At 55.9% G+C, this 25,149-nt stretch carries 21 protein-coding genes and 1 tRNA gene; 8 read left to right on the top strand and 14 right to left on the bottom strand.

Annotated elements, in window-relative coordinates:
* Window position 1: 1 nt before the first annotated feature.
* Together HP564_RS19650 and orn are read right to left on the bottom strand one after the other, a co-directional pair.
* Window positions 2–77: transfer RNA gene (locus tag HP564_RS19650), tRNA-Gly, on the bottom strand.
* A gap of 154 nt (window positions 78–231) precedes the next feature.
* Window positions 232–780: an oligoribonuclease gene (orn, locus tag HP564_RS19645; RefSeq protein WP_371245515.1), complete on the bottom strand. Its 549-nt coding sequence runs from the start codon at window positions 778–780 to the stop codon at window positions 232–234.
* Between the two features lie 102 nt (window positions 781–882).
* Between orn and rsgA the strand changes: the two genes are divergently transcribed.
* The 3 genes from rsgA to mscM all read left to right on the top strand — a co-directional run bounded on the left by rsgA (window position 883) and on the right by mscM (window position 6,308).
* A complete protein-coding gene (rsgA, locus tag HP564_RS19640) occupies window positions 883–1,923 on the top strand; it encodes a small ribosomal subunit biogenesis GTPase RsgA (protein ID WP_371245514.1) in 1,041 nt (346 codons plus the stop codon).
* A 138-nt stretch (window positions 1,924–2,061) separates the two neighbouring features.
* Window positions 2,062–2,958, top strand: a complete 897-nt coding sequence (asd, locus tag HP564_RS19635) for an archaetidylserine decarboxylase (protein WP_371245513.1) — start codon at window positions 2,062–2,064, stop codon at window positions 2,956–2,958.
* Between the two features lie 20 nt (window positions 2,959–2,978).
* On the top strand, window positions 2,979–6,308 hold the full coding sequence (gene mscM, locus HP564_RS19630) for a miniconductance mechanosensitive channel MscM (protein WP_371245512.1): 3,330 nt from the start codon (window positions 2,979–2,981) through the stop codon (window positions 6,306–6,308).
* 86 nt (window positions 6,309–6,394) lie between these two features.
* Here the strand turns inward: mscM and mdh are convergent, their stop codons facing one another.
* Window positions 6,395–7,333: a malate dehydrogenase gene (gene mdh / locus HP564_RS19625; protein WP_371245511.1), complete on the bottom strand. Its 939-nt coding sequence runs from the start codon at window positions 7,331–7,333 to the stop codon at window positions 6,395–6,397.
* A 425-nt stretch (window positions 7,334–7,758) separates the two neighbouring features.
* Between mdh and argR the strand changes: the two genes are divergently transcribed.
* From argR to yhcN (HP564_RS19605), 4 genes are all read left to right on the top strand, one after another.
* The gene (argR, locus tag HP564_RS19620) at window positions 7,759–8,229 is read left to right on the top strand and encodes a transcriptional regulator ArgR (RefSeq protein WP_371245510.1); all 471 of its coding nucleotides are present in this window, start codon (window positions 7,759–7,761) and stop codon (window positions 8,227–8,229) included.
* Window positions 8,230–8,703: 474 nt separating this feature from the next.
* Window positions 8,704–8,967 (top strand): peroxide/acid stress response protein YhcN, encoded by a 264-nt coding sequence (gene yhcN / locus HP564_RS19615; protein ID WP_371245509.1) that lies wholly within the window; start codon window positions 8,704–8,706, stop codon window positions 8,965–8,967.
* A 91-nt stretch (window positions 8,968–9,058) separates the two neighbouring features.
* Window positions 9,059–9,325 (top strand): YdgH/BhsA/McbA-like domain containing protein, encoded by a 267-nt coding sequence (locus HP564_RS19610; RefSeq protein ID WP_371245508.1) that lies wholly within the window; start codon window positions 9,059–9,061, stop codon window positions 9,323–9,325.
* A gap of 97 nt (window positions 9,326–9,422) precedes the next feature.
* Window positions 9,423–9,686: a peroxide/acid stress response protein YhcN gene (gene yhcN, locus HP564_RS19605; protein ID WP_123802509.1), complete on the top strand. Its 264-nt coding sequence runs from the start codon at window positions 9,423–9,425 to the stop codon at window positions 9,684–9,686.
* Between the two features lie 58 nt (window positions 9,687–9,744).
* Here the strand turns inward: yhcN (HP564_RS19605) and HP564_RS19600 are convergent, their stop codons facing one another.
* The 5 genes from HP564_RS19600 to aaeX all read right to left on the bottom strand — a co-directional run bounded on the left by HP564_RS19600 (window position 9,745) and on the right by aaeX (window position 14,746).
* A complete protein-coding gene (locus tag HP564_RS19600; RefSeq protein ID WP_371245507.1) occupies window positions 9,745–10,014 on the bottom strand; it encodes a hypothetical protein in 270 nt (89 codons plus the stop codon).
* A 49-nt stretch (window positions 10,015–10,063) separates the two neighbouring features.
* Entirely contained in the window at window positions 10,064–11,524 is a 1,461-nt protein-coding gene (locus HP564_RS19595) for an NAD-dependent succinate-semialdehyde dehydrogenase (RefSeq protein WP_371245506.1), read from the bottom strand.
* Between the two features lie 111 nt (window positions 11,525–11,635).
* Window positions 11,636–13,591 (bottom strand): p-hydroxybenzoic acid efflux pump subunit AaeB, encoded by a 1,956-nt coding sequence (gene aaeB, locus HP564_RS19590; RefSeq protein ID WP_371245505.1) that lies wholly within the window; start codon window positions 13,589–13,591, stop codon window positions 11,636–11,638.
* A gap of 11 nt (window positions 13,592–13,602) precedes the next feature.
* Window positions 13,603–14,535, bottom strand: a complete 933-nt coding sequence (aaeA, locus tag HP564_RS19585; protein WP_371245504.1) for a p-hydroxybenzoic acid efflux pump subunit AaeA — start codon at window positions 14,533–14,535, stop codon at window positions 13,603–13,605.
* Between the two features lie 7 nt (window positions 14,536–14,542).
* On the bottom strand, window positions 14,543–14,746 hold the full coding sequence (gene aaeX, locus HP564_RS19580; RefSeq protein WP_033754795.1) for a p-hydroxybenzoic acid efflux pump operon protein AaeX: 204 nt from the start codon (window positions 14,744–14,746) through the stop codon (window positions 14,543–14,545).
* Between the two features lie 275 nt (window positions 14,747–15,021).
* On the opposite strand from aaeX, the gene aaeR reads away from it, so the two are divergent.
* Window positions 15,022–15,939, top strand: a complete 918-nt coding sequence (aaeR, locus tag HP564_RS19575) for an HTH-type transcriptional activator AaeR (RefSeq protein WP_371245503.1) — start codon at window positions 15,022–15,024, stop codon at window positions 15,937–15,939.
* A 31-nt stretch (window positions 15,940–15,970) separates the two neighbouring features.
* On the opposite strand, the gene tldD is transcribed toward aaeR, so the two are convergent.
* From tldD to mreC, 6 genes are all read right to left on the bottom strand, one after another.
* Window positions 15,971–17,416 carry a metalloprotease TldD gene (tldD, locus tag HP564_RS19570; RefSeq protein WP_371245502.1) on the bottom strand — a complete coding sequence of 482 codons (1,446 nt, stop codon included), beginning with the start codon at window positions 17,414–17,416 and terminating at the stop codon, window positions 15,971–15,973.
* 126 nt (window positions 17,417–17,542) lie between these two features.
* Window positions 17,543–21,349, bottom strand: coding sequence for an AsmA2 domain-containing protein YhdP (gene yhdP, locus HP564_RS19565; protein WP_371245501.1), 3,807 nt, complete (start codon window positions 21,347–21,349; stop codon window positions 17,543–17,545).
* 128 nt (window positions 21,350–21,477) lie between these two features.
* Window positions 21,478–22,947 (bottom strand): ribonuclease G, encoded by a 1,470-nt coding sequence (gene rng / locus HP564_RS19560; protein WP_371245500.1) that lies wholly within the window; start codon window positions 22,945–22,947, stop codon window positions 21,478–21,480.
* Window position 22,948: 1 nt separating this feature from the next.
* A complete protein-coding gene (locus HP564_RS19555) occupies window positions 22,949–23,530 on the bottom strand; it encodes a nucleoside triphosphate pyrophosphatase (protein ID WP_371245499.1) in 582 nt (193 codons plus the stop codon).
* An 8-nt stretch (window positions 23,531–23,538) separates the two neighbouring features.
* Window positions 23,539–24,027, bottom strand: coding sequence for a rod shape-determining protein MreD (gene mreD / locus HP564_RS19550; protein ID WP_371245498.1), 489 nt, complete (start codon window positions 24,025–24,027; stop codon window positions 23,539–23,541).
* Window positions 24,024–25,043 carry a rod shape-determining protein MreC gene (gene mreC, locus HP564_RS19545; RefSeq protein ID WP_371245497.1) on the bottom strand — a complete coding sequence of 340 codons (1,020 nt, stop codon included), beginning with the start codon at window positions 25,041–25,043 and terminating at the stop codon, window positions 24,024–24,026. The genes mreD and mreC overlap by 4 nt, the downstream gene beginning before the upstream one ends.
* Window positions 25,044–25,149 lie beyond the last annotated feature (106 nt).

The raw sequence follows: 25,149 nt of genomic DNA, 5'->3' as shown, positions 1-25,149 counted from the left end.
TTGGAGCGGGAAACGAGACTCGAACTCGCGACCCCGACCTTGGCAAGGTCGTGCTCTACCAACTGAGCTATTCCCGCGCCTTGTACCGCGATATAAAATCTTCATCGGTACGGGGTGCGCATTATACGAGAAATTGCTGCTGCTGCAAGAGTCTGAAAGCAAAATTTTGCGCTTTCGATTCGTTTGCCGATTAAAGCAGCAACCTGCTGTTTTCCTGCGCACCTTTTGATACTAAAGCTGTAAAAAGTGCTCGCGATAGTATGCCAGTTCAGCGACAGATTCGCGAATATCATCCAGTGCCTGGTGCGTCCCGGCTTTTTTAAAGCCTGGCAGGATCCCCGGTTTCCAGCGACGCGCCAGCTCCTTCAGGGTGCTGACGTCAAGATAGCGATAGTGGAAATAGGCTTCCAGCTCCGGCATATATTTGAAAAGAAAACGGCGATCCTGCCCAATACTGTTGCCACAAATCGGCGAACTGTTTGCCGGCACCCACTGTTTTAAAAATTCGATTGTCGCCAGTTCAGCGCGGCGGTCGTCAAATTCGCTCGCTTTAACGCGCTCGACCAGACCGCTTGCAGTGTGGGTGCGCACGTTCCAGTCATCCATCAGCGCCAGCTGTGCATCGGACTGATGCACCGCCATCACCGGCCCTTCCGCCAGAATATTGAGATTCGCATCAGTGACCAGCGTGGCGATCTCAATAATGCGGTCGCGCTCAGGATCCAGCCCGGTCATCTCAAGATCGATCCAAATCAGATTATTTTCATTTCCTGTTGCCATGCTGTTCCCCGCCGTAGCCGTAGTCGTCATCAATACTGAATAAGGTGTATCATAGACGTTTTGCCCAGCGGGGCGAAGTGTGGCAAAAGCCTGAGAGGATGCGTGAGCAAAAATAAACTGTCGAAAGGTCAACAACGTCGCGTTAGCGCTAACCATCAGCGTCGTCTGAACCAGCGTGAGGCGCCGGAAGCTGACGACAATCTGTTTGGTGAAGCGGCGGAAGGCGTGGTGATCAGCCGTTTCGGCATGCACGCAGACGTAGAAGACCGCGCGGGCGACGTACACCGCTGCAACCTTCGCCGCACTATCCGTTCGCTGGTCACAGGCGATCGCGTGGTGTGGCGTCCGGCGCTCGGAGGCGGTAAAGGCATTGTGGAAGCCGTGCATGAGCGCAGCAGTGTACTGACACGTCCTGACTATTATGACGGGCTAAAGCCTATCGCCGCCAACATAGACCAGATCATTATCGTTTCGGCAATCCTGCCAGAGCTGTCACTCAACATTATTGACCGCTATCTGGTGGCAAGCGAAACCCTGGGTATTGAGCCGCTGCTGGTGCTGAACAAGACCGATCTGCTGGATAGCGAGGCGCGTGCGTTCGTGGATGAGCAAATGGCGATCTATCGTCATATTGGCTATCGCGTACTGATGGTTTCCAGCCATGCGAAAGAGGGTCTGGCGGAACTGGAAGCCGCGCTGACCGATCGCATCAGTATTTTTGCCGGCCAGTCCGGCGTTGGCAAATCGAGTCTGCTGAATGCCCTGCTCGGTCTCGATGCGGCGGCAGAAACTGCCATTGTCACCAACGATGTCTCTGATGTCTCCGGTCTGGGCCAGCACACTACCACCGCATCGCGCCTGTATCATTTCCCGCACGGTGGTGACGTTATTGATTCGCCGGGCGTGCGCGAGTTTGGTTTATGGCACCTGGAACCGGAACAAATTACGCGCGGATTTGTCGAATTCCGTGAATTTCTCGGCAGTTGTAAGTTTCGCGACTGTAAGCACGGCAACGACCCCGGCTGCGCCATCCGCGCCGCTGTCGAAGAGGGTCTGATAGATGCTTCTCGCTTCGACAACTATCACCGTATTCTGGAGAGCATGGCGCAGGTCAAAACGCGCAAAAACTTCTCCAGCGAGTGACGATGGGTTCTTATCACGGCATTGCCCTGCATCATCTCTGTTACCGAGAGAAACGCGGGTAAATTCGCCATCTGACCGGGGCGCTGATATCATTCGCCCCCTTTTTTGAATGACGCGAAACAAAGCCAGGAGGCTACGGTGTTTGATCGTGTAAAACTCGGCCTGAATCATATACTGCCGAAAAAATGGTTAACTGAACTTGCGGGTTGGGGGGCCAGTCGTCGTGGAGGCTGGCTGACCAAACTGGTCATTGATATCTTCGTCTGGTTCTACAAGGTGGATATGTCAGAAGCTCGTAAGCCTGATACTGCCAGCTATCGCACCTTTAACGACTTCTTTGTTCGCCCGCTGAAAGATGACGCCCGCCCTGTCGATCCTGACGCGAATCTGCTGGTTCTGCCAGCCGACGGGGCCATTAGCCAGCTCGGTCCAATTGAAGGCGATCAGATTTTCCAGGCGAAAGGTCACCACTATACGCTGGACGCGCTGCTGGCCGGTCAGGAGGCGATCGCGGCGCAGTTCCGTGACGGCCATTTCGTGACGACCTATCTTGCGCCGCGCGATTATCACCGCGTACATATGCCGTGCAGCGGTATTCTGCGTGAGATGATCTATGTGCCAGGCGATCTCTATTCCGTTAACCCGCTGACAGCGCGCAATATCCCGAATCTGTTTGCGCGTAACGAACGCGTGATCTGCTATTTCGATACCGATTTTGGTCCGATGGTGCAGATTCTGGTGGGTGCCACCATTGTTGGCAGCATTGAGACGAGCTGGGCTGGCACCATTACGCCGCCGCGTGAGGGGGTGATCAAGCGCTGGCACTATCCGGCTGCGGATGATGAAGGCGCGGTTGTGCTGCTGAAAGGTCAGGAAATGGGACGCTTTAAGCTGGGTTCCACCGTTATTAACCTGTTTGCACCAGGGCGCGTTAAGCTGGCAGAGAGTCTGGAAGCGGAAAGCAAGACTCGCCTCGGCCAGCCGCTGGCGATTGCGCTGCCGCAAACTGACACCGTCGACGTTATCGCCGACTAACCGCTGAGAGTATTTTTGCTGTGCGATCGTTTCTCATCCTGGTGCTGAGCCTGTGCCTCAGCACCGCCGTGCTGGCGGCCTCCGTGCCGGAAACCAGCCAACTTAAACAGGCGCTGGACGAGGCGAAAGCAGCAAAAAGCTCTCCCGCCCAGGCGGATCAGGTTCAGTCACTTGAAGCCGCCATAAATTATCTTTCTGAACGCGATGCCTCGCTGGATCGTGCAAAGCAGTACCAGCAGGTCATTGACGACTTTCCTCGCCTGGCGCGCGAGTTGCGCCAGCAAATCACCTCGCTTGATGACAACAGTAAAAGCGTACGCGGCACCATGAGCAGCGCCCAGCTTGACCAGGAGATCTTACAGGTCAGCAGTCAGCTGCTTGAAGAGGGGCGTCAGACGCAGCAGGAGCAGGATCGCGCCCGGGAAATCAGCGACTCTCTGTCGCAACTTCCGCAACAGCAAACCGATGCACGCCGCGCAATGACCGAAAGCGATCGGCGCCTGCAAAGCAACAGCAGTGCTGCATCGCCCCAGGCTCAGGCGCAGCTCTGGGCGCGCCAGGCAGAAAACGCGCTGAATAAGGCGCGTGTTGATGAGCTGGAGCTGGCACAGCTCTCTGCCAATAACCGCCAGGAGCTGGCGCGTATGCGTGCCGATCTCCATCAGCGCAAAGCCGCACAGCTGGATAATTATCTTCAGTCATTGCGTAACCAGCTGAATGAGCAGCGTCAGCGCGAAGCCGAACTGGCGCTGGCGCGCACGGAACAGCTGGCGGAAAACAGTGGCGATCTGCCTCCTGCAATTAGCGATCAGTTTCGCGTTAACCGCGATCTCTCTGGCGCGTTAAATCAGCAGGCGCAGCGCATGGATCTGGTCGCGTCGCAGCAGCGACTGGCTACCAACCAGATTATTCAGGTGCGCCAGGCGCTGGGCACGCTGCGCGAACAGTCGCAGTGGCTGGGCGCATCGAGCCTGCTGGGTGAAGCGCTGCGTGCACAGGTGGCACGCCTGCCTGAGATGCCCAAATCACAGCAGATAGACAACGAGATGGCGCAGCTCCGCGTGCAGCGCCTGCGCTACGAAGATTTGCTGCAACAGCAGGAGACGCTGCGTAAAAATCACCAGGCCGACGGCCAGCCTTTTACCGCCGAGCAGCGCCGTATTCTGGATGCGCAGCTGAAAACGCAGCGGGAACTGCTGAACTCACTGATCTCTGGCTGCGACACGCTTATCCTTGAGATCACCAAGCTCAAAGTGGCCAATACCCAGCTACAGGATGCGTTAACCGATGTCAAAGACGCGGCCCATCGTTATCTGTTCTGGACTGCAGATATCAGCCCGGTTGGGCTGAACTATCCGGTTGAGGTTGCGCGGGATCTGTCGCGCATGCTGTCGCTCGACACGCTGAGCCAGCTGGGCAAAGCGCTGGCAATGATGGTTACCAGCCGGGAAACGGTGCTGCCGCTGCTGGGTGCGGTGCTGCTGGTGGGCTTCAGCATCAGAACACGCCGTCACTTCAACGCCTTTCTGGCGCGTTCGGCCAGTAAGGTGGGTAAAGTCACTCAGGATCGCTTCCGCCTGACGGTACGCACGGTTTTCTGGTCCATTCTGGTGGCGTTACCCTTACCGGTGTTATGGGCTGCGCTTGGCTACGGTTTACAGCACGCATGGCCCTACCCGATTGCGGTTGCGCTTGGTGATGGTATTACGGCCACGCTGCCGCTGCTGTGGGCCTTTATGATTAGCGCTGCGTTTGCCCGATCGAACGGCCTGTTTGTGGTGCACTTCCGCTGGCCACAGACGCGTGTGGCGCGCGCCACACGCTACTATTCGCTCACTATTGGCTTGATTGTTCCGCTGATTATGCTGCTGATTGCCTTTGCCAATATGGAGGACAGGCAGTTTTCCGCCACGCTTGGCAGGCTCTGCTTTATTTTGATCTGCGGCGCGCTGTCGATTGTGACGGTCAGCCTGAAACGTGCCGGTATCCCCCTCTATCTGGATAAAGAGGGTAACGGCGACAATCTGGTGAACCGGGTGTTGTGGAACCTGATGATCGCCATTCCGCTGGCGGCCGCCCTTGCCGCTATGATCGGCTATCTGGCAACCGCGCAGGCGCTGCTGGCGCGTCTGGAAACTTCCGTTGCCATCTGGTTCCTGCTGCTGGTGATTTACCACATTATTCGCCGCTGGATGCTGATACAGCGGCGTCGCATCGCTTTCGATCGCGCTCGTCAGCGCCGTGCGGATATGCTGGCAAACCGTGCGCGCCATGAGGATGATAAAGAGACGGCGGCACAAAACGGGGAGGTTGACGTCGACGAGCCTGTTATCGATCTCGACGCGATCAGCGCCCAGTCGCTGCGCCTGGTGCGCTCAATACTGACTCTGATTGCACTGGTGTCGGTGATCGTGCTCTGGTCCGAGATTCACTCGGCATTCGGCTTTATGGAGAATATCCGTTTATGGGACGTCAGTACCACAGTACAGGGCGTTGAGAGTATTCAGCCCATTACGCTGGGTGCGATATTTATTGCCATCCTGGTGCTGATCATTACTACGCAGCTGGTGCGAAATATGCCCGCACTACTGGAGCTGGCACTGCTGCAGCACCTTAATCTGACGCCCGGCACCGGTTATGCCATCACCACCCTGACGAAATATGTGCTGATGCTGGTCGGCGGTCTGATCGGTTTCTCAATGATTGGCATCGAATGGTCGAAGCTTCAGTGGCTGGTCGCCGCGCTCGGTGTGGGACTCGGCTTCGGTCTGCAGGAGATTTTCGCCAACTTTATCTCCGGCCTGATTATCCTGTTTGAGAAGCCGATTCGTATTGGCGATACCGTGACCATCCGCGATCTTACCGGCAGCATTACGCGCATTAATACGCGCGCTACCACCATTATCGACTGGGACCGCAAGGAGATTATCGTGCCGAATAAGGCCTTTATCACTGAGCAGTTCGTCAACTGGTCGCTCTCTGACTCCGTGACGCGCGTTGTGCTGACCATACCGGCGCCTGCGCACGTCAACAGCGAAGAGGTCACGACGGTACTGAAGCAGGCGTGCGAACGCTGTAGCTATGTGCTGGATGTGCCTGCGCCAGACGTGTTCCTGGTCGACCTGCAACAGGGCATCCAGCTTTTCGAACTGCGCATTCATGCCGCAGAGATGGGCCACCGTATGCCGCTGCGTCATGAACTGCATCAGCTTATCCTGAAGGGCTTTGCCGAACACGGTATTGAAATGCCCTTCCCGCCTTTCCAGGTACGCATGGAAACGCTGGGCAAGAAGACGCCAGCCAGCAACGGCACACCAGCGGCGCGCACGTTTAAATCTGGCGGTTTGTAAGGGAGCGCTTTTCACGGCATCCGATCGCAGAAAGGCCCGCTTGTGCGGGCCTTAATCATTACTGAGCGGCCAGGACACGCTGTCAGCTATTGCTTCACAAACGCTTCGCCCTGGGCGATGTCTTTTTTCAGCGTCTCAAGCATGCCGTCAAGAGCCTGTTGCTCATAAGCACTGAGCGTGCCGATTGAGCGACGTTGTGCAATTCCGTTTTTACCCAGCAGCAGCGGCTGCGAGAAAAAGCGAGCATGCTCACCATCGCCTTCAACATAGGCGCACTCCACGACGTGACTTTCGCCCTGTAGCGCACGCACCAGCGATAAGCCGAAGCGTGCGGCGGCCTGCCCCATCGACAGCGTCGCGGAGCCACCACCTGCTTTGGCTTCGACCACTTCTGTACCCGCATTCTGAATACGTTTCGTCAGGCTGACGATCTCTTCATCGCTGAAACTGACGCCGTTAACCTGCGAGAGCAGCGGCAGAATGGTCACACCGGAGTGGCCGCCAATCACCGGCACCTCTACCTCTTCAGGCTGCTTGCCTTTCAGCTCTGCAACAAAGGTATTCGCGCGGATAATATCCAGCGTGGTAACGCCGAACAGGCGGTCTTTATCATAAACGCCATGTTTTTTCAGTACGTCTGCAGCGATGGCGACGGTAGTGTTGACCGGATTGGTGATAATACCGATCAGCGCCCTGGGCGCGGTTTGTGCCACCTGTTCTGTCAGGTTACGCACAATACCGGCGTTAACGTTAAACAGGTCGGCGCGATCCATACCGGGCTTACGCGCCACGCCTGCAGAAATCAGGATAACCTCGGCACCCTGTAGCGCGGGTGTCGCATCTTCCCCACTAAAACCCTTAACCTGTACCGCTGTTGGAATATGGCTAAGATCCACCGCTACGCCGGGCGTAACCGGGGCAATATCATAAAGTGAGAGTTCAGAACCCGCGGGAAGCTGGGTTTTTAACAGAAGGGCAAGCGCCTGACCAATACCGCCAGCTGCGCCAAGAACGGCAACTTTCATTCTGTACTCCTTATTAAGGTGGGGCAGAGTAGAGCCGAATTTCCATCTGTGTCCAGACCTGAATCAACTTCTCAGACGATGACAAACCCGCTGTTCATTCTGCGTGCAACAGCACTTAATCTTGCGGGTTGCTACTTTGTCAGCACAACGCGCCTGAATGACCGACAACGATGCCGATAGCAGATAGAGCACGGCCGTGATGGCTATCAGTTACGACATTTTGATTGTATAACAATTCTGCAACCTTCGCTTATCCTGCTCTGCGCCGTTTTTGGTCTGTCTGAAAAAGTTTGTTATTATCACTGCCCGCGAACTGCGACGCCCGCCTGTTTTATCGACCGATTGCATAAAAATTCATTCATATGCATAATAATTTATCTGCTGACGGCAGGCGTCGGGCATTTATTTTCTTTTAGTGGTAGCTTATGCGAAACCCATCGAAACAAGACGAACTGATAAAAGCGTTTAAGGCCTTATTAAAACAAGAGAAATTTAGCTCTCAGGGTGAGATTGTCCAGGCCTTGCAGGATGAAGGCTTCGAGAATATCAATCAGTCGAAGGTTTCTCGTATGTTGACTAAGTTTGGTGCTGTGCGCACGCGCAACGCCAAAATGGAGATGGTTTACTGCCTGCCTGCGGAACTGGGTGTGCCCACTACCACCAGCCCGTTAAAAAATCTGGTTCTCGACATTGATTTCAATGACGCGCTGATTGTTATCCATACCAGCCCCGGTGCCGCCCAACTGATTGCTCGCCTGCTTGACTCGCTGGGTAAAGCAGAAGGGATCCTGGGTACCATCGCCGGTGATGACACTATCTTCATTACCCCTGCCCGCGCCTTTACCGTCAGACAGCTTCACGATGCCGTGCTGATGCTGTTTGAGCAGGAGCTCTGACTCCCCCTCTTTAACCGGCAGGGCCGCTGCCGGTTAGCCTTTATGCCTTTCTGTTAACGTCCGCCCCCTGCTATTACAGCCGCTGACCTTATTCCATCTCTTGTTATTTGCGCTCGGGCCTTGGTCTTACCATTTGGGCATTTTAACCTTTTGCGCTATTTTACGCTGCCTTACACTATGTAAATGGCGACATTACCCAGATCTAAATCAATAACCAGCCATATTCACCATGACGTTTCGCACAAAAAGATAAAGTGACACAGGCGATTGTTTTTAAAGCTAATTAAGCCAAACAGCCTGTTTTTTGACCTTTTTTTATAACTTAAAAGAATAAAAAAGAAACATAAGGATAAAGAATAACAACAAATCATTATTAGGCAGATATTAATTTCACGCGTTATTAGTTCTATACTTCTTTTCGTGATGCAAATCACACCAAACAAAAAGAGAAAAACAGACGACGAGGAAATGAATATGAACGTTAAAACTACTATCGCAACCCTGAGCATTCTTTCTGCCCTGTCATTTGGCGCATTTGCAGCAGAATCCGTTAACTCACAGCAGGCGCAAAATCTGCAGTCTATCGGCTCTGTTAGCGTCAGTGGCGTGGCAGGTTCTCCGATGCAGATTAATGACGAGCTGAATGCTAAAGCAGAACAGCAGGGTGCCAGCGCCTACCGTGTCATTGAGGCGTATAACAACGGCAACTACCACGCGACTGCCGAGCTTTATAAATAAGCTTGCGACCAGACAGCATTGTTCGGGCAACCTCGTTGAAGCGTAGATTGCGCCTCAGGCTGCCTGACTGATGAATTCAGGAGAGTAGATCATGAAAACTAAATCGTTAATTGCCCTGGCCACCCTGGCTTCCGTCCTCTCGTTTGGTGCCAGTGCAGCCAGCCTGGTATCCAACCAGCAGGCGGAAACGCTACAGCCGCTGAATCAGACCATCAGCATCAGTGGTCATGACGGCGATCAGACCAATATTCGTCAGGCGCTTTCTCAGAAAGCGGATGCACAGGGCGCAGGCCACTATCGCATCATTGAAAACAATCAGGACGATACCTATCACGTCACGGCCGAGCTTTATAAATAATTAACCGACCCGGTGTCTGCATGACGCCCGGAGATATCGACGACCCGCACCCTAACCCCATTACCGCAGGTTGTTGATTGTACTGAGGAGACGAACAATGAAAATCAAAGCAACCATCGCAACCGTTAGCCTGCTTTCCGTAATGGCATTTGGCGCTCAGGCAGCGCAGCTGATTACCGGGGAACAGGCACAAAACATGCAGCCTGCGGGGACAGTAACAATCAGTGGTACTGCTGGCGCACCAATGGACTATCGTGCTCAGCTTTCCCAGAAAGCGGATGAGCAAGGTGCCAGCGCCTATAAAGTGATTGAAGCGCGCACCGGCGACAACTATCACATCACTGCTGAACTCTACAAATAATTCCTCGTCAACTGCTGACGAACCCTTTGGCCCCGCCTGTCGGGGCCCTTTTTGCTGATTATTTGATATTAAAGCGGAGCTGGCCTTCCAGCTCCTCTTCTGCCTCATCAAACAGCAGAATCAGGGCACCATAGCGTCGTCTCTGCCCTTTTCCCAGATTAACAAAGTCAATTTCCAGCGGCATCGGCAGCGCTTTGCCCGTTACCACCTGCCATAAAGTCTCCAGATCGTTAATCCGCCATGGGTCCAGATTAAAGCGTTCGCTGAACTGACGAAAAAAATGGGACTGGTCAACAATCTCGTTGAAGTCGAAACGCTCAGTTTTCATAGTGAAGGCTCCTGTCCTTCTCAGAGAACGGCGTAAAGCCGCCCGCGCGTTAACGCTCGCTTAAGCCGCCAAGGTGCAGCGCTTTGACATCCAGATACTCCTCAAGCCCCAGCACTGATCCTTCACGCCCCAGGCCAGATTCTTTAACGCCGCCAAAGGGGGCCAGTTCGGTGGACACGGCACATTCGTTGATGCCGATCATGCCGCTTTCCAGCGCAGCCGACACGCGAAATACCCGCTGCAAATTCTGCGTGTAAAAATAGGCCGCCAGGCCAAATTCGGTATCGTTAGCGCGCCGGATCGCCTCTGCCTCATCGTGAAAACGAAAGCAGGCGGCTACCGGGCCAAAAGTTTCTTCCTGCGCCAGCTTCATCTCTTCGTGCGCATCGGCAATGACCGTTGGCTGCCAGAAGTTGCCGCCCAGCGCGTGACGTTCGCCACCCGTGACGATGCGCGCCCCTTTGGCTATGGCATCTTTTACGTGCTCTTCCACTTTATCCACGGCGGCGGCTTCAATTAACGGACCAACGACCACTCCCTCTTCCATACCATTGCCGACCTTGAGTTTTTTCACCTCATCAGCCAGCTGGTTCACAAAGCGATCGTATACAGCCTCGTGAATATAAAAACGGTTAACGCTGACGCATACCTGACCGGCATTACGGAATTTATTGGCGATAGCTCCTTTGACCGCCGCGTCGATATCTGCATCCTCAAACACGATATAGGGTGCGTTGCCACCCAGTTCCATCGAGACCTTTTTCAGGGTGTCGGCGGCGTTACGCATCAGCGTTTTACCCACCTCGGTTGAACCGGTGAAGGAGATTTTGCGCACTACCTTGCTCGCCATAATCGCGTCGCTGATAGCCTGTGTCTCTCCCGCTACCGCGTTAAGCACGCCATCCGGTACGCCCGCTTTTTTTGCCAGTGCCAGCAGTGCAAACGCGCTCAGCGGCGTATTATTAGCGGGTTTGATAAGGCCGGTACAGCCTGCTGCCAGCGCCGGTCCCAGCTTGCGCGTCAGCATCGCCAGCGGAAAGTTCCACGGCGTAATTGCCGCTACGACGCCGATCGGCTCACGCGTCGCCAGGATGCGTGAGCCTGGTTTTGCCGGTGGAATAATTTCGCCGTTAGCGCGCTTAGCCTGCTCGGCGAACCACTGAATGAAACTCGCGGCGTAGTCGACCTCGCCTTCCGCCTCTTTCAGCGGCTTACCCTGCTCAGCCGTCATGAGCTGTGCCAGCCAGGCCTTGTTTTCGATAGTTAACTGATACCAGCGGTAGAGGATTTCAGATCGCGCTTTGGCCGTTTGCGCACGCCATGCCGGGAAGGCGCGCTCGGCCGCAGCAATTGCCTGCTCGGTTTCGGTTTTACCTGCTTTTGCCACGCTGGCGACTACCTCGCCGGTTGCGGGATTCAGCACGTCAAAGGTTGTGGCCGTGTGTCGCCATTCGCCGTCGACCAGATAACCCGTCTGAAAAAGGTCGCTGTCGTGTAGGGGTTTGGTCATGCGTTTGCTCCTGTCAGTCTTTTTTCCTGTCAGAAAAGTATAGATGGCAAAAGCAGGCGTTTTAGGGAAGGCGTGACATTGAGGGGCCGCTGCACAGCGCAGCGGCCAGGTTTAGATTTGCAGAAGCGTGTTCTGGTATTTGCTTAGCATATCGGCCAGACGCCTGACCGGCTCGGTGACGCTGAGCGGTGCGTCATACTGCACCAGCTTCTGCTGGTAAACGTCAAACTCCGCCAGCAGCTGTTCAAAATAGTGACGACGTTTGTCGTCGCTACGTGCGGATATGATCCGATCCGCCGTGGCGCGCAGCTGGCGATGGAAGGCGGAAAGATCGGCGTTGACCGGCACGTCTGCCGTGCGTAGCCGCTGGTGACCAATGATCAGCGTCAGCGCGATACGGTACTTGTCGATATCGCCAGGGAACAGATTCAGCAGCATAAACAGTTGCTGGTAGAGCGCGGGTAAATGATTTTCACGACGACGTGCCTGATTAGTGGTCATCGCCGAGACGGCAGCATACATAAAGCGGTTGAGCAGCTTGCGGCCGGTGCGCGCTTTCGATTTGTCACGGATCAGCAGAATAACCATCAGCGCAACGAAAGCCCCAATCATCTGCCCCAGCACATTATCGAGGAAGACGTTCAGGTGGAAAGTCATGGGATTATCCAGCACCAGCACGTTGATGGTACCGGCTAATGCCCCAAGCGTGCCGAGCTGGCGACGCTGTATCAGGATACCGCTGATAAAGCCGAGCAGACCGATGACGATACAGAGCAACAGCGCACTCTGCTGTGTGCTGGGCAGCAGGTACATAAAGTAAAACGAGCTGAGCGGCACCGCAAAAATCATTCCGTAGAAAAAATCTTTCGCCATCATCAGCGGATTCGGCACACGCATCGCCAGTGCGGTGATCACCGCCAGCATCACCATACAGCCGCTGCCAGAGGTCCAGCCGGTATAGAGCCAGAATAGTGATCCAAGCGCAGTGGCGACAAACGTCCGGATGCCGTTGATCATCGCATGGTGGGTTTCCGCAGAGCGCGCCTGAATGACCACCTCACGCTGAAGGATGCCCTCCTCTGGCGTGGTGATGCGGCTGTTGCTTTTAATGCCTTTCAACAGCAAGAGATATTCGGTCGCCGCGCCAACCCAGCTGACAAGCGTCACGGGCGTTTTGCCCTCCTCGCTGGCGCCAATCACTCGACGCATCACCTTCATCCGCCGATGCACGTCGGCAACGCTTTCCGCCTTTTTCTCTATCAGCAGACGATACTGTGCCGGAATATATTCCGGACGGGAGTTCTGGATAAGAAAGGTCTCCGCCGCCTGAGTAATCATGGTCAGCGACAGCGTGTTAAGCATTTGCAGTCGACGATTGGCATTCTGCCAGCGCGATGACTCCATCATCAGCTGGCCACGCATGGTGCCAAGGGCGGTGGTGCGGCGCACCAGAGCACTCCACGCCTTGTCGACTTCCTCTTTATCTTCGTGCGCGACGCACAGCTGCAGCAGCCGATAGTGCGCCACCAGCAGAGCATCCACTTCGCTATCAATGACTTTTTTAATGGAGCGCGGTGAAAAGATCATATCGGCCAGAATGGCGCACAGTATGCCCAGCACAATTTCGCTACAGCGCTCCACGGCAAACTGCGGTACCAGCGTCAAACCGTTGTTGGCATCGGCGGTCACAACGATGATCAGCGCGGTATAGCCAGCCAGTCCCAGCGCATAGGAGTTTTCAACCTTAATCAGGGAGGAGAGCCAGACGCAGATACCCGCCCAGGCGCAGCAGAGCAGCAGCATCACTACCGGCGCGCGCACCGTGGCGATCATGATCGTTAAGGCGGCGATGCAGCCAATAAAGGTTCCAATAATACGTAAAACGCCGCGATAGCGAAGCGCACCAGAATAGGGATCGCCGCCCGCAACAAACGCGGTACCGCCTGCGACGATGCCCGCCGTCATGACCGCCCAGCGAGGCGTTTCGAGATTCAGGTGAAAGCCGATCATTAGCGCTGCCACCAGCGCAAAAGCCAGCTTAATCGGAAAGCGCAGGAACTCGATCATATCGGCCCCGCTTAACCAAACTCACGCAGACGATTAAACAGACGCGTTATCGGCGACACCTGCGTATCGGTGCGGTCGTTCTGACCAGTGATGACCACGGTGGCGGTTGTCCCTGCCGGGAAACGGTTGCCAGGCTGCTGATCAAGACGAATACGCACCGGCACGCGCTGCGCCAGACGGACCCACTCGAGGTTGGAGTCGACGGTCGCCATACCTTTGCTGTCGACTGAACTGCTGCTGTTGGTTACCCCTGCCGCAACGCTATCGACGGTGCCGCGCAGCACCACATTGCTGCCAAGTGGCGTCACTTCTGCGCGATAGCCTGGCGCTACGCCATGCAGTTTGGTCTCTTCCAGATAAGCGAGCACATAAAACGAGTGCTGCTGCACCAGCGCCACCGCCACGGAGCCACGGGTGATAAATTCGCCCTGGTAGACATTAAGGTTGGTAACCCAACCGTCAGACGGCGCGGTAATCGTTGTGCGTGCAAGGTCAATCTTTGCCAGATCGCGCGTGGCGATTGATTTCGCCAGCTGGTGCTCACTGGTTTGCAAATCGCTGTTTGCCTGCTCTATCGCCTCACGCGACATTGCGGAGGTGCCAAGCTGGTTGCGGCGTGCAGCTTCGCGACGCTTTTCGCTTACCAGCGCCTGATAGTACTCCACGTCAGCCTGCGCCTGATCCAGCGCTTTTTGATAGCGCGGGCGATCGACGACAAACAACGTATCGCCTTTTTTCACCAGCTGGTTGTCATGTACGGGCACATCAGTAATCAGGCCGGTCACATCGGGCGAGATCGCCACAACATCCGCCGCGAATCTGGCGTCCCGCGTCCAGGGGGATTCGGTATAAAACACCCAGGCGCGGTAGATGATAACCACAGCGATGATGACCAGCAGAATAGTAATCGCGTAACGCGCGATTTTTCTTATTAGCGATTTCACTTAAACCTCAGACGAATAGACGGGATACCAGGTAAAACACACAGCAGTAGAGTGCCGTGTTAAAAAGCGCCGGATGCCAGACGAGATCGTAGATACCGCTAGGCGTCAGCAGGCGTTTCACTAACCAGAACAGCATTAGCGAGACAATCAGTTCTATGAAAATGGGCGGGAACGAGAGCCCAAACACGACAAAAACCGGAAGCACACTCATCAGGGATCCTTAGTTCGACCTTGCCGGGGTGATCCTTAACCTGCACGAGCACAAGCCGTGACGGGTCGATGACGGCGGATAACAACATCCGAACCACAGCTGAGTAAATAATAGCGTATCATCGGGCAGCAACAGGCGTTTTGCAGCGGCTCAGGGTAGCCTGATCCAGACAAAAGCGAATCACCGGGAGATACCCCGGTGCGCATATAGTAACGCGCCTGACTATACGTTTTCTACAGAATGTGAACTAAATCACTTTTTAGCCAGAGTAAACAATGGAACGACTGAAAGGCATGTCCATTTTCGCCAAAGTGGTTGAATTAGGTTCTTTTACTGCTGCTGCACGCCAGCTTCACCTTAGTGTGTCGTCTATTAGCCAGATTGTGGCAAAACTGGAAGATGAGTTGCAGGTCAAGCTGCTTAACCGCAGCACGCGCAGTATCGGCCTGACCGAGGCGGGGAAGATCTATTATCAGGGCTGCCGTCGCATGCTGGCGGAAGCGTCGCAGGTGCATGAACAGCTCTACGCCTTTAACAATTCACCGATTGGCACGCTGCGTATAGGCAGTTCGTCAACGATGGCGCAGAACGTACTGGCTGAGATGACCACCCGTATGCTGCGCGAGTACCCTGGTCTGAACGTCAATCTGGTAGCGGGTATTCCGGCACCAGATTTGATTGCTGACGGGCTGGATCTGGTGATCCGCGTCGGTGTACTGAAAGATTCCAGCCTTTTTTCGCGTCGCCTTGGCGCAATGCCGATGGTGGTCTGTGCCGCAAAAAGCTATCTGCAACAGCACGGTACGCCGGAGAAGCCTGCTGACATAGATAACTTTGCCTGGCTGGAATATAGCGTGCGTCCGGACAACAATTTTGAGCTGATCGCACCCGAAGGGCTGGTGACGCGGCTCTCACCGCAGGGACGTTTCGTCACCAACGACTCGCTGACGCTGATTCGATGGCTGAAGTCCGGTAACGGCATCGCCTATGTGCCGATGATGTGGGTGATTGATGAGATTAATGCCGGTGAGATAGACATTCTTTTTCCGCAGTATCAGTCCGATCCGCGCCCGGTTTATGCGCTCTATACCGAAAAAGATAAACTGCCGCTGAAGGTGCAGGTCTGTATCGACTATCTGACGGAGTATTTCCAGCAGGTGGCGGAGCAGTATCAACAATATCGTGCAAGCTGACAGCCTGCCCTAAAGCAGGCTGTCATCGATGTCAGGCGGTGCCACCGATTGTCAGCTTATCCAGCTTCAGCGTTGGCTGGCCCACGCCGACCGGCACGCTTTGCCCCTCCTTGCCACAGACGCCAACGCCCTTATCCAGCGCCAGATCGTTACCGACCATCGAAATTTGCTGCATCGCTTCAATACCCGAGCCGATGAGCGTGGCTCCCTTCACCGGTTTGGTTACTTTGCCCTTCTCGATCAGATAAGCCTCTGAGGTGGAAAAGACGAACTTACCGGAGGTGATATCAACCTGGCCACCGCCAAAATTCGGTGCATAGAGTCCATACTCGACGCTTTCAATAATATCCTGCGGCGTCGATTTGCCTGCCAGCATATAGGTGTTGGTCATGCGCGGCATCGGCAGATGCGCATAGGACTCGCGTCGGCCGTTGCCGGTCGGTGCTACTCCCATCAGACGTGCGTTAAGCTTGTCCTGCATGTAGCCTTTCAGCACGCCGTTTTCAATCAGCACGTTGTACTGGCCCGGCACGCCTTCGTCATCCACCGCCAGCGAACCGCGCAGCCCCTCAATCGTCCCGTCATCCACCACGGTGCAGAGTTCAGAGGCGACCAGCTGGCCCATCTTACCGCTGAATACTGACGTTTCTCGACGGTTGAAGTCGCCCTCAAGGCCATGCCCGACTGCTTCATGCAGCAGCACACCCGGCCAGCCTGCACCCAGCACCACCGGCAGGGTACCCGCCGGCGCGGCCACGGCAGAAAGATTGACCAGCGCCATGCGCACGGCCTCTTTTGCCCAGGCATCAGCGCGAACATCGCCGTTTTCGTCGGCGAGGAAGAACTCGTAGCCGACGCGCGCACCGCCGCCGCTGGCACCGCGCTCGCGTTTGCCCTGGTCTTCCACCAGCACACTGACAGAGAGACGCACCAGCGGACGCACATCAGCTGCCAGCGTGCCGTCGGTTGCCGCGACCAGCACCTGCTCATAAACGCCGCTCAGGCTGGCATTGACTTCCTGCACGCGGGGATCTGCGGCGCGAGCCACTTTATCCACGCGCTGCAGCAGGGCAATTTTATCTTCACGTGTCAGGCTGTCGAGCGGGTTAATCGGCTGGTAAAGTGCACGATGCATCACGTTTGAAAGGGTGTGCGCTTTGCCGTTGCCCTGTTCACGCACAATGCTGCGCGCCGCTTCTGCCGACTGTCGCAGGGCATTCAGGGTAATCTGGTCGGCATAGGCGAAGCCGGTTTTTTCGCCGCTGACGGCGCGCACGCCGACACCCTGGTCGATATGCCAGGAGCCATCTTTGATGATTTTATCTTCCAGCACCCAGGATTCATGGAAGCTGGACTGAAAATAGAGATCGGCATAATCCAGACGACGTTCTGAAAGCTGCCCTAACAGGGAAAACAGGTCCTGCTGATTAATATTGTTAGCAGTTAGCAACTGCTCACTTACCAGGTTCAGAGTCATCGTATCTCGCTCGTGTTATGCTCGGATAATGAGAGTGTCACACTCATTTTGCGCCAGGGCCTTTTTGACCTGCGCTGATAAAGTCAGATTTTACTAGCCTGCGGCAATTCCCCGGCAACGTCAAATTCACTTCTTCTCTTCTTCGCGCGGTTTGCGCAGTACTTCATTAATTTGTGGCTTATCCAGCGGGCCGGTGATCTGGTAACGCAGCAGGGAGATTTTATTCCACAGCGGTCCCAGCACCTTGCTGGCGGCAAACACGGCTGCCCCCACCACCGGGTTGATAACGAAAGCCGTCGCCACACCAACTGACGCCGATATTTCAGGCGCAATCACTGCTTCCATATCAATATTACGTTTTACCAGGTCCACTTTACCCTGCATGGCAATATCCGCTTCCAGCCCGTCTACCAGCAGGTTATCGGTGCGCATCACGCCGTTTTCAATCCATGCGGTGCCGTTGATGGAGTCAAAATAGAAGCCGTCGTTATTAAAGGTATCCTTGAAGTCAAAACGCAGCTTGCGCAGCAGCGCGTCGAAACTCATCAGACGCAGCAGTTGCCCGGCCGCCCCGGTATTAACATCCGCAATCTGCCCTTTGCCAAAATGGGTTTTCAGCGTGCCGCTCAGCGTCTCTTCTGACGGCTGCCACGGTGCAGAACGCCAGTGCAGATCGTAATCAATACGGAAATCGGCGTCGCGCAGCGGCGTATTGACGCCAAACCAGTTAGTGGCGTTATTGATATTATTGCCGCTCAGCGTTCCTTTCAGTGAGGTACGTGGCGCGTCGGGTCGGTTGACCCATTCACCAGAGACGTTGAGCCGGGAACTGCCGGTATCGACCAGTCCGTTAGTAAGCGCTAACGTATCGCCTTTTGGCGTCACGCGGGCCTGGATACGGCCAAACTTCTGGCCGCGCAGCCAGCATTCAGCACACACCAGCTGGAGCGCCGGCCAGCGGCTGAAGTCAATCTGACTCGCCTTCTGCTGCTGCTCTTTGCTGCTGCTGTCGCCGCTTTGCCATTCAGGATTGTAGTAGAGATAGTCGAGCGCCACGCGCCACGCTGCCCTTTGTGCCATAGCGAGCGAGCCACGGATTTCGCGGCCCTGAATGCTGACGCTGCTGTTACCGTTCACTTCCTGATTGAGCGTAGCGTCAATGTCATGCCACTGCTGCCCGGCCAGCGTGACGGCCGGGCTGCGCAGCGTGACATTGTCCGGTAAGGCGATGCTGCCTGTTCCACCAGCGCCAGACAGGCCGCCAGCCATCATCAGACCTGCCCACGCTTCACCATCCAGCGCGGGCAGGTTGAGCACCATACCGGCGCGATCGGGTAAGGCGGGCTTGCTGTGGGCATCGTTCAGCCAGATACCGCGCTCGACGCGCAGCTGCGGCTCAAGCAGCCAGCGACTATTAAAGCGGTGGCGACTGGCCACGCTGCCGCTAAGCTCAAACTGTGTTAAATCCCCGCTGGCACTAACGGCGACAGGCATCGCCGTGCCGCTTGCCTTATTGAGCGGCGCAGGTAAGCGACTGCTTACTTCTTTCGCATCCCCTTTAAGCTCAACGTCGTAGCGTGCCCCGCCCTGATGCGGTAGCGTGATGTTAACCTCGCCCTGCCACGGCAGGTGACCGCTAAGCTGACTGGCTACCTGAGCAGGCACGTGCGTCAGCTTTGCCGGTTGCCAGTCACCGTTGAGTCTGACATTGACGCCAAAGTCCTGCGGGTTCTCTTTGGTTGTAAAACTGACCCTGACCGGCTGACCAAACCAGGTAGCTTGCAGGGTATCGCTGTCCAGATTGCCGTTGTTGAAGCGAAAACGCCCGGTCAGGTTCTCTAACGTGGTGTCGAGTGGCTTGATGTGCAGCGCATTGTTGTTCAGGTCGACATTGCCGCTGGCGTGCACCAGCTTGCCGTCGAGTGAAATATCCAGCTTCAGGTGTCCCTGCGTTTTTCCTTTAATCTCCAGCTGCTCCAGCGCCGCGCCCAGCGAAGACTTCAGCGGCGTCTGCTGGAAATAGTGCGCAATACGATCGCCGCTGCCGCTGATGTCGCCATCAATCAACAGCTTTTCTTTAAGGTAATCCGGGATGGCCGCGCTGAAGTGGCTAACGTCGACGTCTCCCAACCGGAAGTGCGGAGCCTGCATCCACAGCCCGTCATTAACGAAGTTAAGGTCGATATCGACCGGACTGACATCAGGCCAGTTGGGCTGAAACGCGTAGGTCGCCTGGCGCAGCGGCACCCAGACCTGAAACATGCCGTCATTGTGGCGGAACGGGAACAGCGTTGGGTTGCCCGCAAACAGCAGCGTGGCGTTATCAACCTGCCCCCCTTTGATGGCACCACTCAGGTAGCGCGTGAGCGCTTTGCCCATCAAGGGCTGCGGGAAATAGCGCCAGGCATCGCCTGCATCGGTCACGCGGATACCGGCCAGAATATCGAGTCGCGGCTCGCGGCCGAGATTTTGCTGATAGCGGAAATCACCGCGTGCCCAGAGCGAGCGCGCCTGAACGTCAAGATCGTGTCCGTCCAGCGTTAACCCGTTCTGGTCACGCAGCCAGCTCAGCGAACCGTGCAGCTGATGAATTTCCAGCGGTGCATTGAACATGGCGCTGTAAGAAACGTCGGTGCGCCCCATCGCAACGCTGACCTGACCATTGCTGACACTGCCACGCGCCTCGCCGCTGAGATGACTGACGCCAGGCAAGAGTTGCCACGGTTGCCAGCTAACGTCACGCCATTTTACCTGCATGCGCGTCTGGTCCGGCTGCTGCAAAGGAATATCCAGCGCCAGGCCCTCTACCGTGCCCTCCGGTTGCAGCGCGCGCCAGTTCTCAAACAGCGACGGTGACAGCGGGGCAAACAGCGGTACCAGCGGCGCGATACGGTTCAGCACCAGCTGTGTCGCCCTGACCCTGACTTCGCTCTCGTTATCTGGACCAGGCGACTGCTTATCTTGCGGACGCCACAGCAGCGCGAAGTGGCCCGCCGGCCAGGCTTCCCCATCAGTACTCAGCCGCGTCTGCGGCACGTTAACCATCCAGCCGTTTTGATAGCGCGAAAGATGCGCGGTCAGGCCATCCACCTGCAGATGATGCGTGCCATCTTCGCCCTGCCAGTTTGCCCCACCTTTACGCAACAGCAGATCGCCCGCGTAGAGTTCACCGTCGCGCAGATTAACCCAGGCCGCGAGGCTAAAGCGTGCACTGTCGAGCCGCGTATTATCACGCATCCAGCGACCCAGCCACGGCCTCACGTCAACGTCATCCGCCTGCATCCAGATGCGTCCCTCATTGAGCAGCCCTTCGCTGTCATTGAGGTCGAGTCGCACCTGCACCACGCCGTGCTGACCAGTGAAGCTGGAGAGACTGACCTCACCTTCAGCACGATGCCGATTGCTTTCATTTAGCCAGGTCAGCTGCGGAATGGCCAGTTCAGCGCGCTGGCCAGAAGGCGTGCGGAAAAAGATCGCGCTGTCGCGCAGATCAAAGTGGTCAAACTGACGTAGAAAGAGTTCGTTGATGCGGCCAGGCCTGAAGCTGTTTTTTTCTTCATCACTGGAAAAAAGGGGGTGGTTACTATCGAGACGCAGCTGCCAGAAGGTGAGTTCGCGAAACTGCCAGCGCCAGTGCAGCAGCGACTGCCAGACGTCCAGCGCCAGCGTCACGCGTGAGATGTCGAGTTTGCTGTTTGCCGGCATATCGAGATGCAGGTCACGGATTAGCAGCGTCGGCCCAAATGTTTCCCAGCGGCCGCGCAGTTCACTGGCAGTGACGTTAACGCCGCTGGCGTGCGAAATGGTCGTCAGAATCTCGCCACGGTAGCGGTCGAGGTGCGGCATAACCAGACGCAGCCCGCTGACCAGCAGCGCCACAATCACAATCGCGGTCGCAACCAGCAGTAATAAAATCCTCGGCAGCTGCCTCACACCTCTCTCCTTGTCTTCCGCATTTGACGGAGGGTTATCTCTCATACTCAACCGTCAACAGACAATCACCGGTATGAATGCGCATGTTAATCTAAACAAGGCGGCTTTTTTAGCCCGCCGCGCCGGGATTACATCATGACGACGTCGAACTGCTCCTGCGTGTAGAGCGGTTCCACGTGCACCTTGACCTGCTTGCCCACGAATATCTCTACCTCTGCCAGCGCGTGCGATTCATCGCTCTTTAGCGCTTCGCCTACTGCGGGGGAGACATAGACCAGAAAGCGATCGGCATCGTAGGCGTGATGAACGCGCACAATTTCACGCATAATCTCGTAGCATACGGTTTCAACGGTTTTGGTTGTGCCGCGTCCTTTGCACACCGGACAGTCTTCGCACAGAACGTGCTCAATGCTTTCACGCGTGCGCTTGCGCGTCATCTCAACCAGCCCCAGCGCGGAGAAGCCATTGATGCCTGTCTTGACCCGATCTTTGCTCAGTGCGGATTCCAGCGAGTGCAGTACGCGACGACGATGATCGTCATTGTTCATATCAATAAAGTCGATGATGATAATGCCGCCGAGGTTGCGTAAACGCAGCTGGCGCGCAATCGCCTGAGTCGCCTCAACGTTGGTATTGAAAATGGTTTCATCCAGGTTGCGGTGGCCGACAAATGCGCCGGTATTGATATCAATAGTGGTCATCGCCTCAGTCTGATCGATGATCAAATAGCCACCTGACTTGAGCTCCACCTTACGATCGAGCGAGCGCTGAATCTCATTCTCTACATCAAAAAGATCGAAAATGGGCTGCTTACCTGAATAGAGCTCCAGTTTGTCGGCCATCTCCGGGATGTATTCGCGGGTAAACTCCACCAGCAGCTCGCAGGTAAGACGGGAATCGACGCGAATGCGATCCAGTGCGGCCCCCGCAAAATCGCGCAGGATACGCTGTGCCAGCGCCAGCTCGCCATAAAGCAGGCAACGCGTCTGATTGCGTTTTTTACGCTCGGTGACTTTGGTCCAGAGCCGCTTCAGAAATGCAGCGTCCTGTGCCAGCTCTTCACTGCCGATGCCTTCTGCTGCGGTGCGAATAATGAAGCCGCCGAGGTCGTCGCAGTAATCCGCTACCACCGCCTTCAGGCGTTCGCGCTCGCTTTCGCTCTCGATACGCTGCGAGACGCCCACGTGCGATGCGCCGGGCATAAAGACCAGGTAGCGCGACGGCAGCGTGATATCGGTCGTCAGGCGAGCCCCTTTGGTTCCCAGGGGATCTTTTACCACCTGCACCATCAGGTCCTGTCCCTGCCGCACCAGTTCGGCGATATCACGTACGACAAAGTTTTTCTTCTCATCACCCGCCACGCATTCGGTGTGCGGCATGATGTCGGAGGCATGCAGGAAGGCGGCCTTTTCCAGACCGATATCCACAAATGCCGCCTGCATACCGGGCAGCACCCGACTGACGCGGCCTTTATAAATATTGCCGACGATACCGCGTCGCGCTTCACGCTCGATGTGAATTTCCTGCAAAATGCCGCCGTCGATATAGGCAACGCGCGTCTCAGAAGGCGTGACGTTGACCAGTAATTCAGCCGTCATATTATCCCCTTACGGCACGCAGTGACTGAAAGTGGCTGAACAACTCTCGTGTTTCAACCAACGGCAATCCGACAACCGCGTGATAGCTTCCATTGATTTTGCGGACAAAGTTTCCACCTGTGCCCTGAATTCCATAGGCTCCGGCTTTGTCCATGGGCTCACCGGTAGCAATATACTCCGCGATATCAGATGCGCTTAATAGCCGGAACGTCACATCAGTAATAACGAGACAGTCAAGCGTGCGCTCGCGGTCGGCCAGCGCAACGGCGGTCATCACCTGATGCGTCTGACCAGAAAGACGACTTAGCATCTCAGCCGCGTGCGCCGCATCACGCGGCTTCTCCAGCACGTCGCCATTGAGCACCACAATCGTGTCTGCTCCCAGAACCGGTAAGTCCTGTTCCGCTACGGCAATACCTGCCTGCGCTTTATCGTTCGCGAGGCGGCGCACGTACAGTTCCGCCGCCTCATCAGGACGGCGTACTTCTTCAACATCGGTGTGGAGGCGCTCAAAACGCAGGCCAAGCTGCGTCAGCAGCTCACGTCGACGCGGTGAGCCGGATGCCAGATAGAGGGATAGCATAAAATTCCTTACTGAACAGCGAACTGACGGCGTATTTTTCTCATTAATAAGAATAGCCAGGGCCAGAGTACTCCGTCGATAACGCTGCTCCAGAAAATTTCAGGCCGGAAGGAGACATTGATCACCAGAAACTCTGCCCAGAACACAATCACGTCCATCGCCAGCGACAGCACCATTACCATTAATGCCTGCTGCCACAATGCCAGGTTGCGGAAAAGCTGGAACTTGAATGCGACCAGATAGGCAATAATGCTGAGCGCCAGCGCGCGAACGCCAAGTGTTGATCCCGCAATCAGATCCATCACGCCACCCAGCACAAAGCCGGTACCGACGTTGACGCGATGCGGCAGCGCCAGCACCCAGTAAATCAGGATGAGCAGAATCCATGAGGGCCGGAACATATAGAGCTGTTCCGGCCACGGCATAATCTGCAGCACAAGGGCAACAAGGAAGGACAGCCAGATAACCCAACGTCCCTGGCTGCGATATCGACTCAAGGCTGGCTCCCGCGCGTACTGCCCGGTGCGCTTTGCGTGCCGCTAGCGCTGGATGGCGCAGGCGGCCCCATTTGCGCAGACGGCGCAGGCGGTCCCATCTCTCCCGCTGGCGGCAACACCTGAGGCATCATCTGCATCAGACGCTCGTTGGCAACGCGGTGGACTTCATCCGGTGCCATCGGCATATCACCGTTTTTATCCGCGCCCCATAGCAGCAGCAGATAACGTAAACGCTGTAAGCCGGCGGTCGGACGCGCCTGGATAACGGTATAGGCACGCTGCGTATCTATCTTCACAGAAGAGACAACGGCGACCGGATACCCCTCAGGGAAACGGCCACCCAGTCCAGACGTCACCAGCACATCGCCGACGCGAATGTCGGTGTTGCCCGGCAAATGCTCAAGCTGCAAATCTTCCGTACAGCCGTTGCCTGCCGCAATAACGCGGATGTCATTGCGTAGTACCTGAATCGGCAGTGCGTGCGATGCGTCACAGATCAGCAGCACACGGCTGGTCACCTGACCGACGGCAATGACCTGCCCAACCACGCCCTTGTCGCTGATAACCGGCTGGCCTTCATACACACCGTTGACGCTGCCTTTGTCAATAACCACTTGATCGGTGTAAGGATCGGTGCCGGTTGAGATAACCTGCGTCACCATCTTGTGCTCATCCTGACGCAGCGGCGAACCGAGCAGTTCGCGCAGACGTGCGTTTTCCTGCTTGTATTGCCCCAGCATCAGCAGGTCACTGTTTTTCAGGAAAAGCTCGCGGCGCAGGGCTTTGTTTTCCAGCTCAAGCTGCTGGCGCGACGCCAGCGAACCGGAAATACCGTCAAGAAGCTGTCGCGGGCCATTGGCCAGGAAATAAAACGGACTGACCGATGTATCCAGATAGTTGCGGATCTGGGCAAACGAACCCACTCGGCTATCGGCAACGATAATCGCGATAGCGACTATCACCGCCAGACACAGGCGCAACTGCAGGGAAGGCCCCCTGCTAAAAATCGGCTTCATATATTCTGCGTGTTCCTCGACAACAGGTAAGGAAGTGCAGCCACCGCCGCACTTCCCCGGACTGGACATCTGACGCCAACGCAGGTTGCGTCAGCTTCACGCAACG

It is taken from the genome of Pantoea sp. KPR_PJ (assembly GCF_041386365.1).
Classification (GTDB): Bacteria; Pseudomonadota; Gammaproteobacteria; order Enterobacterales; family Enterobacteriaceae; genus Pantoea.
Note: the sequence above shows the minus strand (reverse complement) of the source record. Positions and strands in the feature narration are given on the sequence as shown.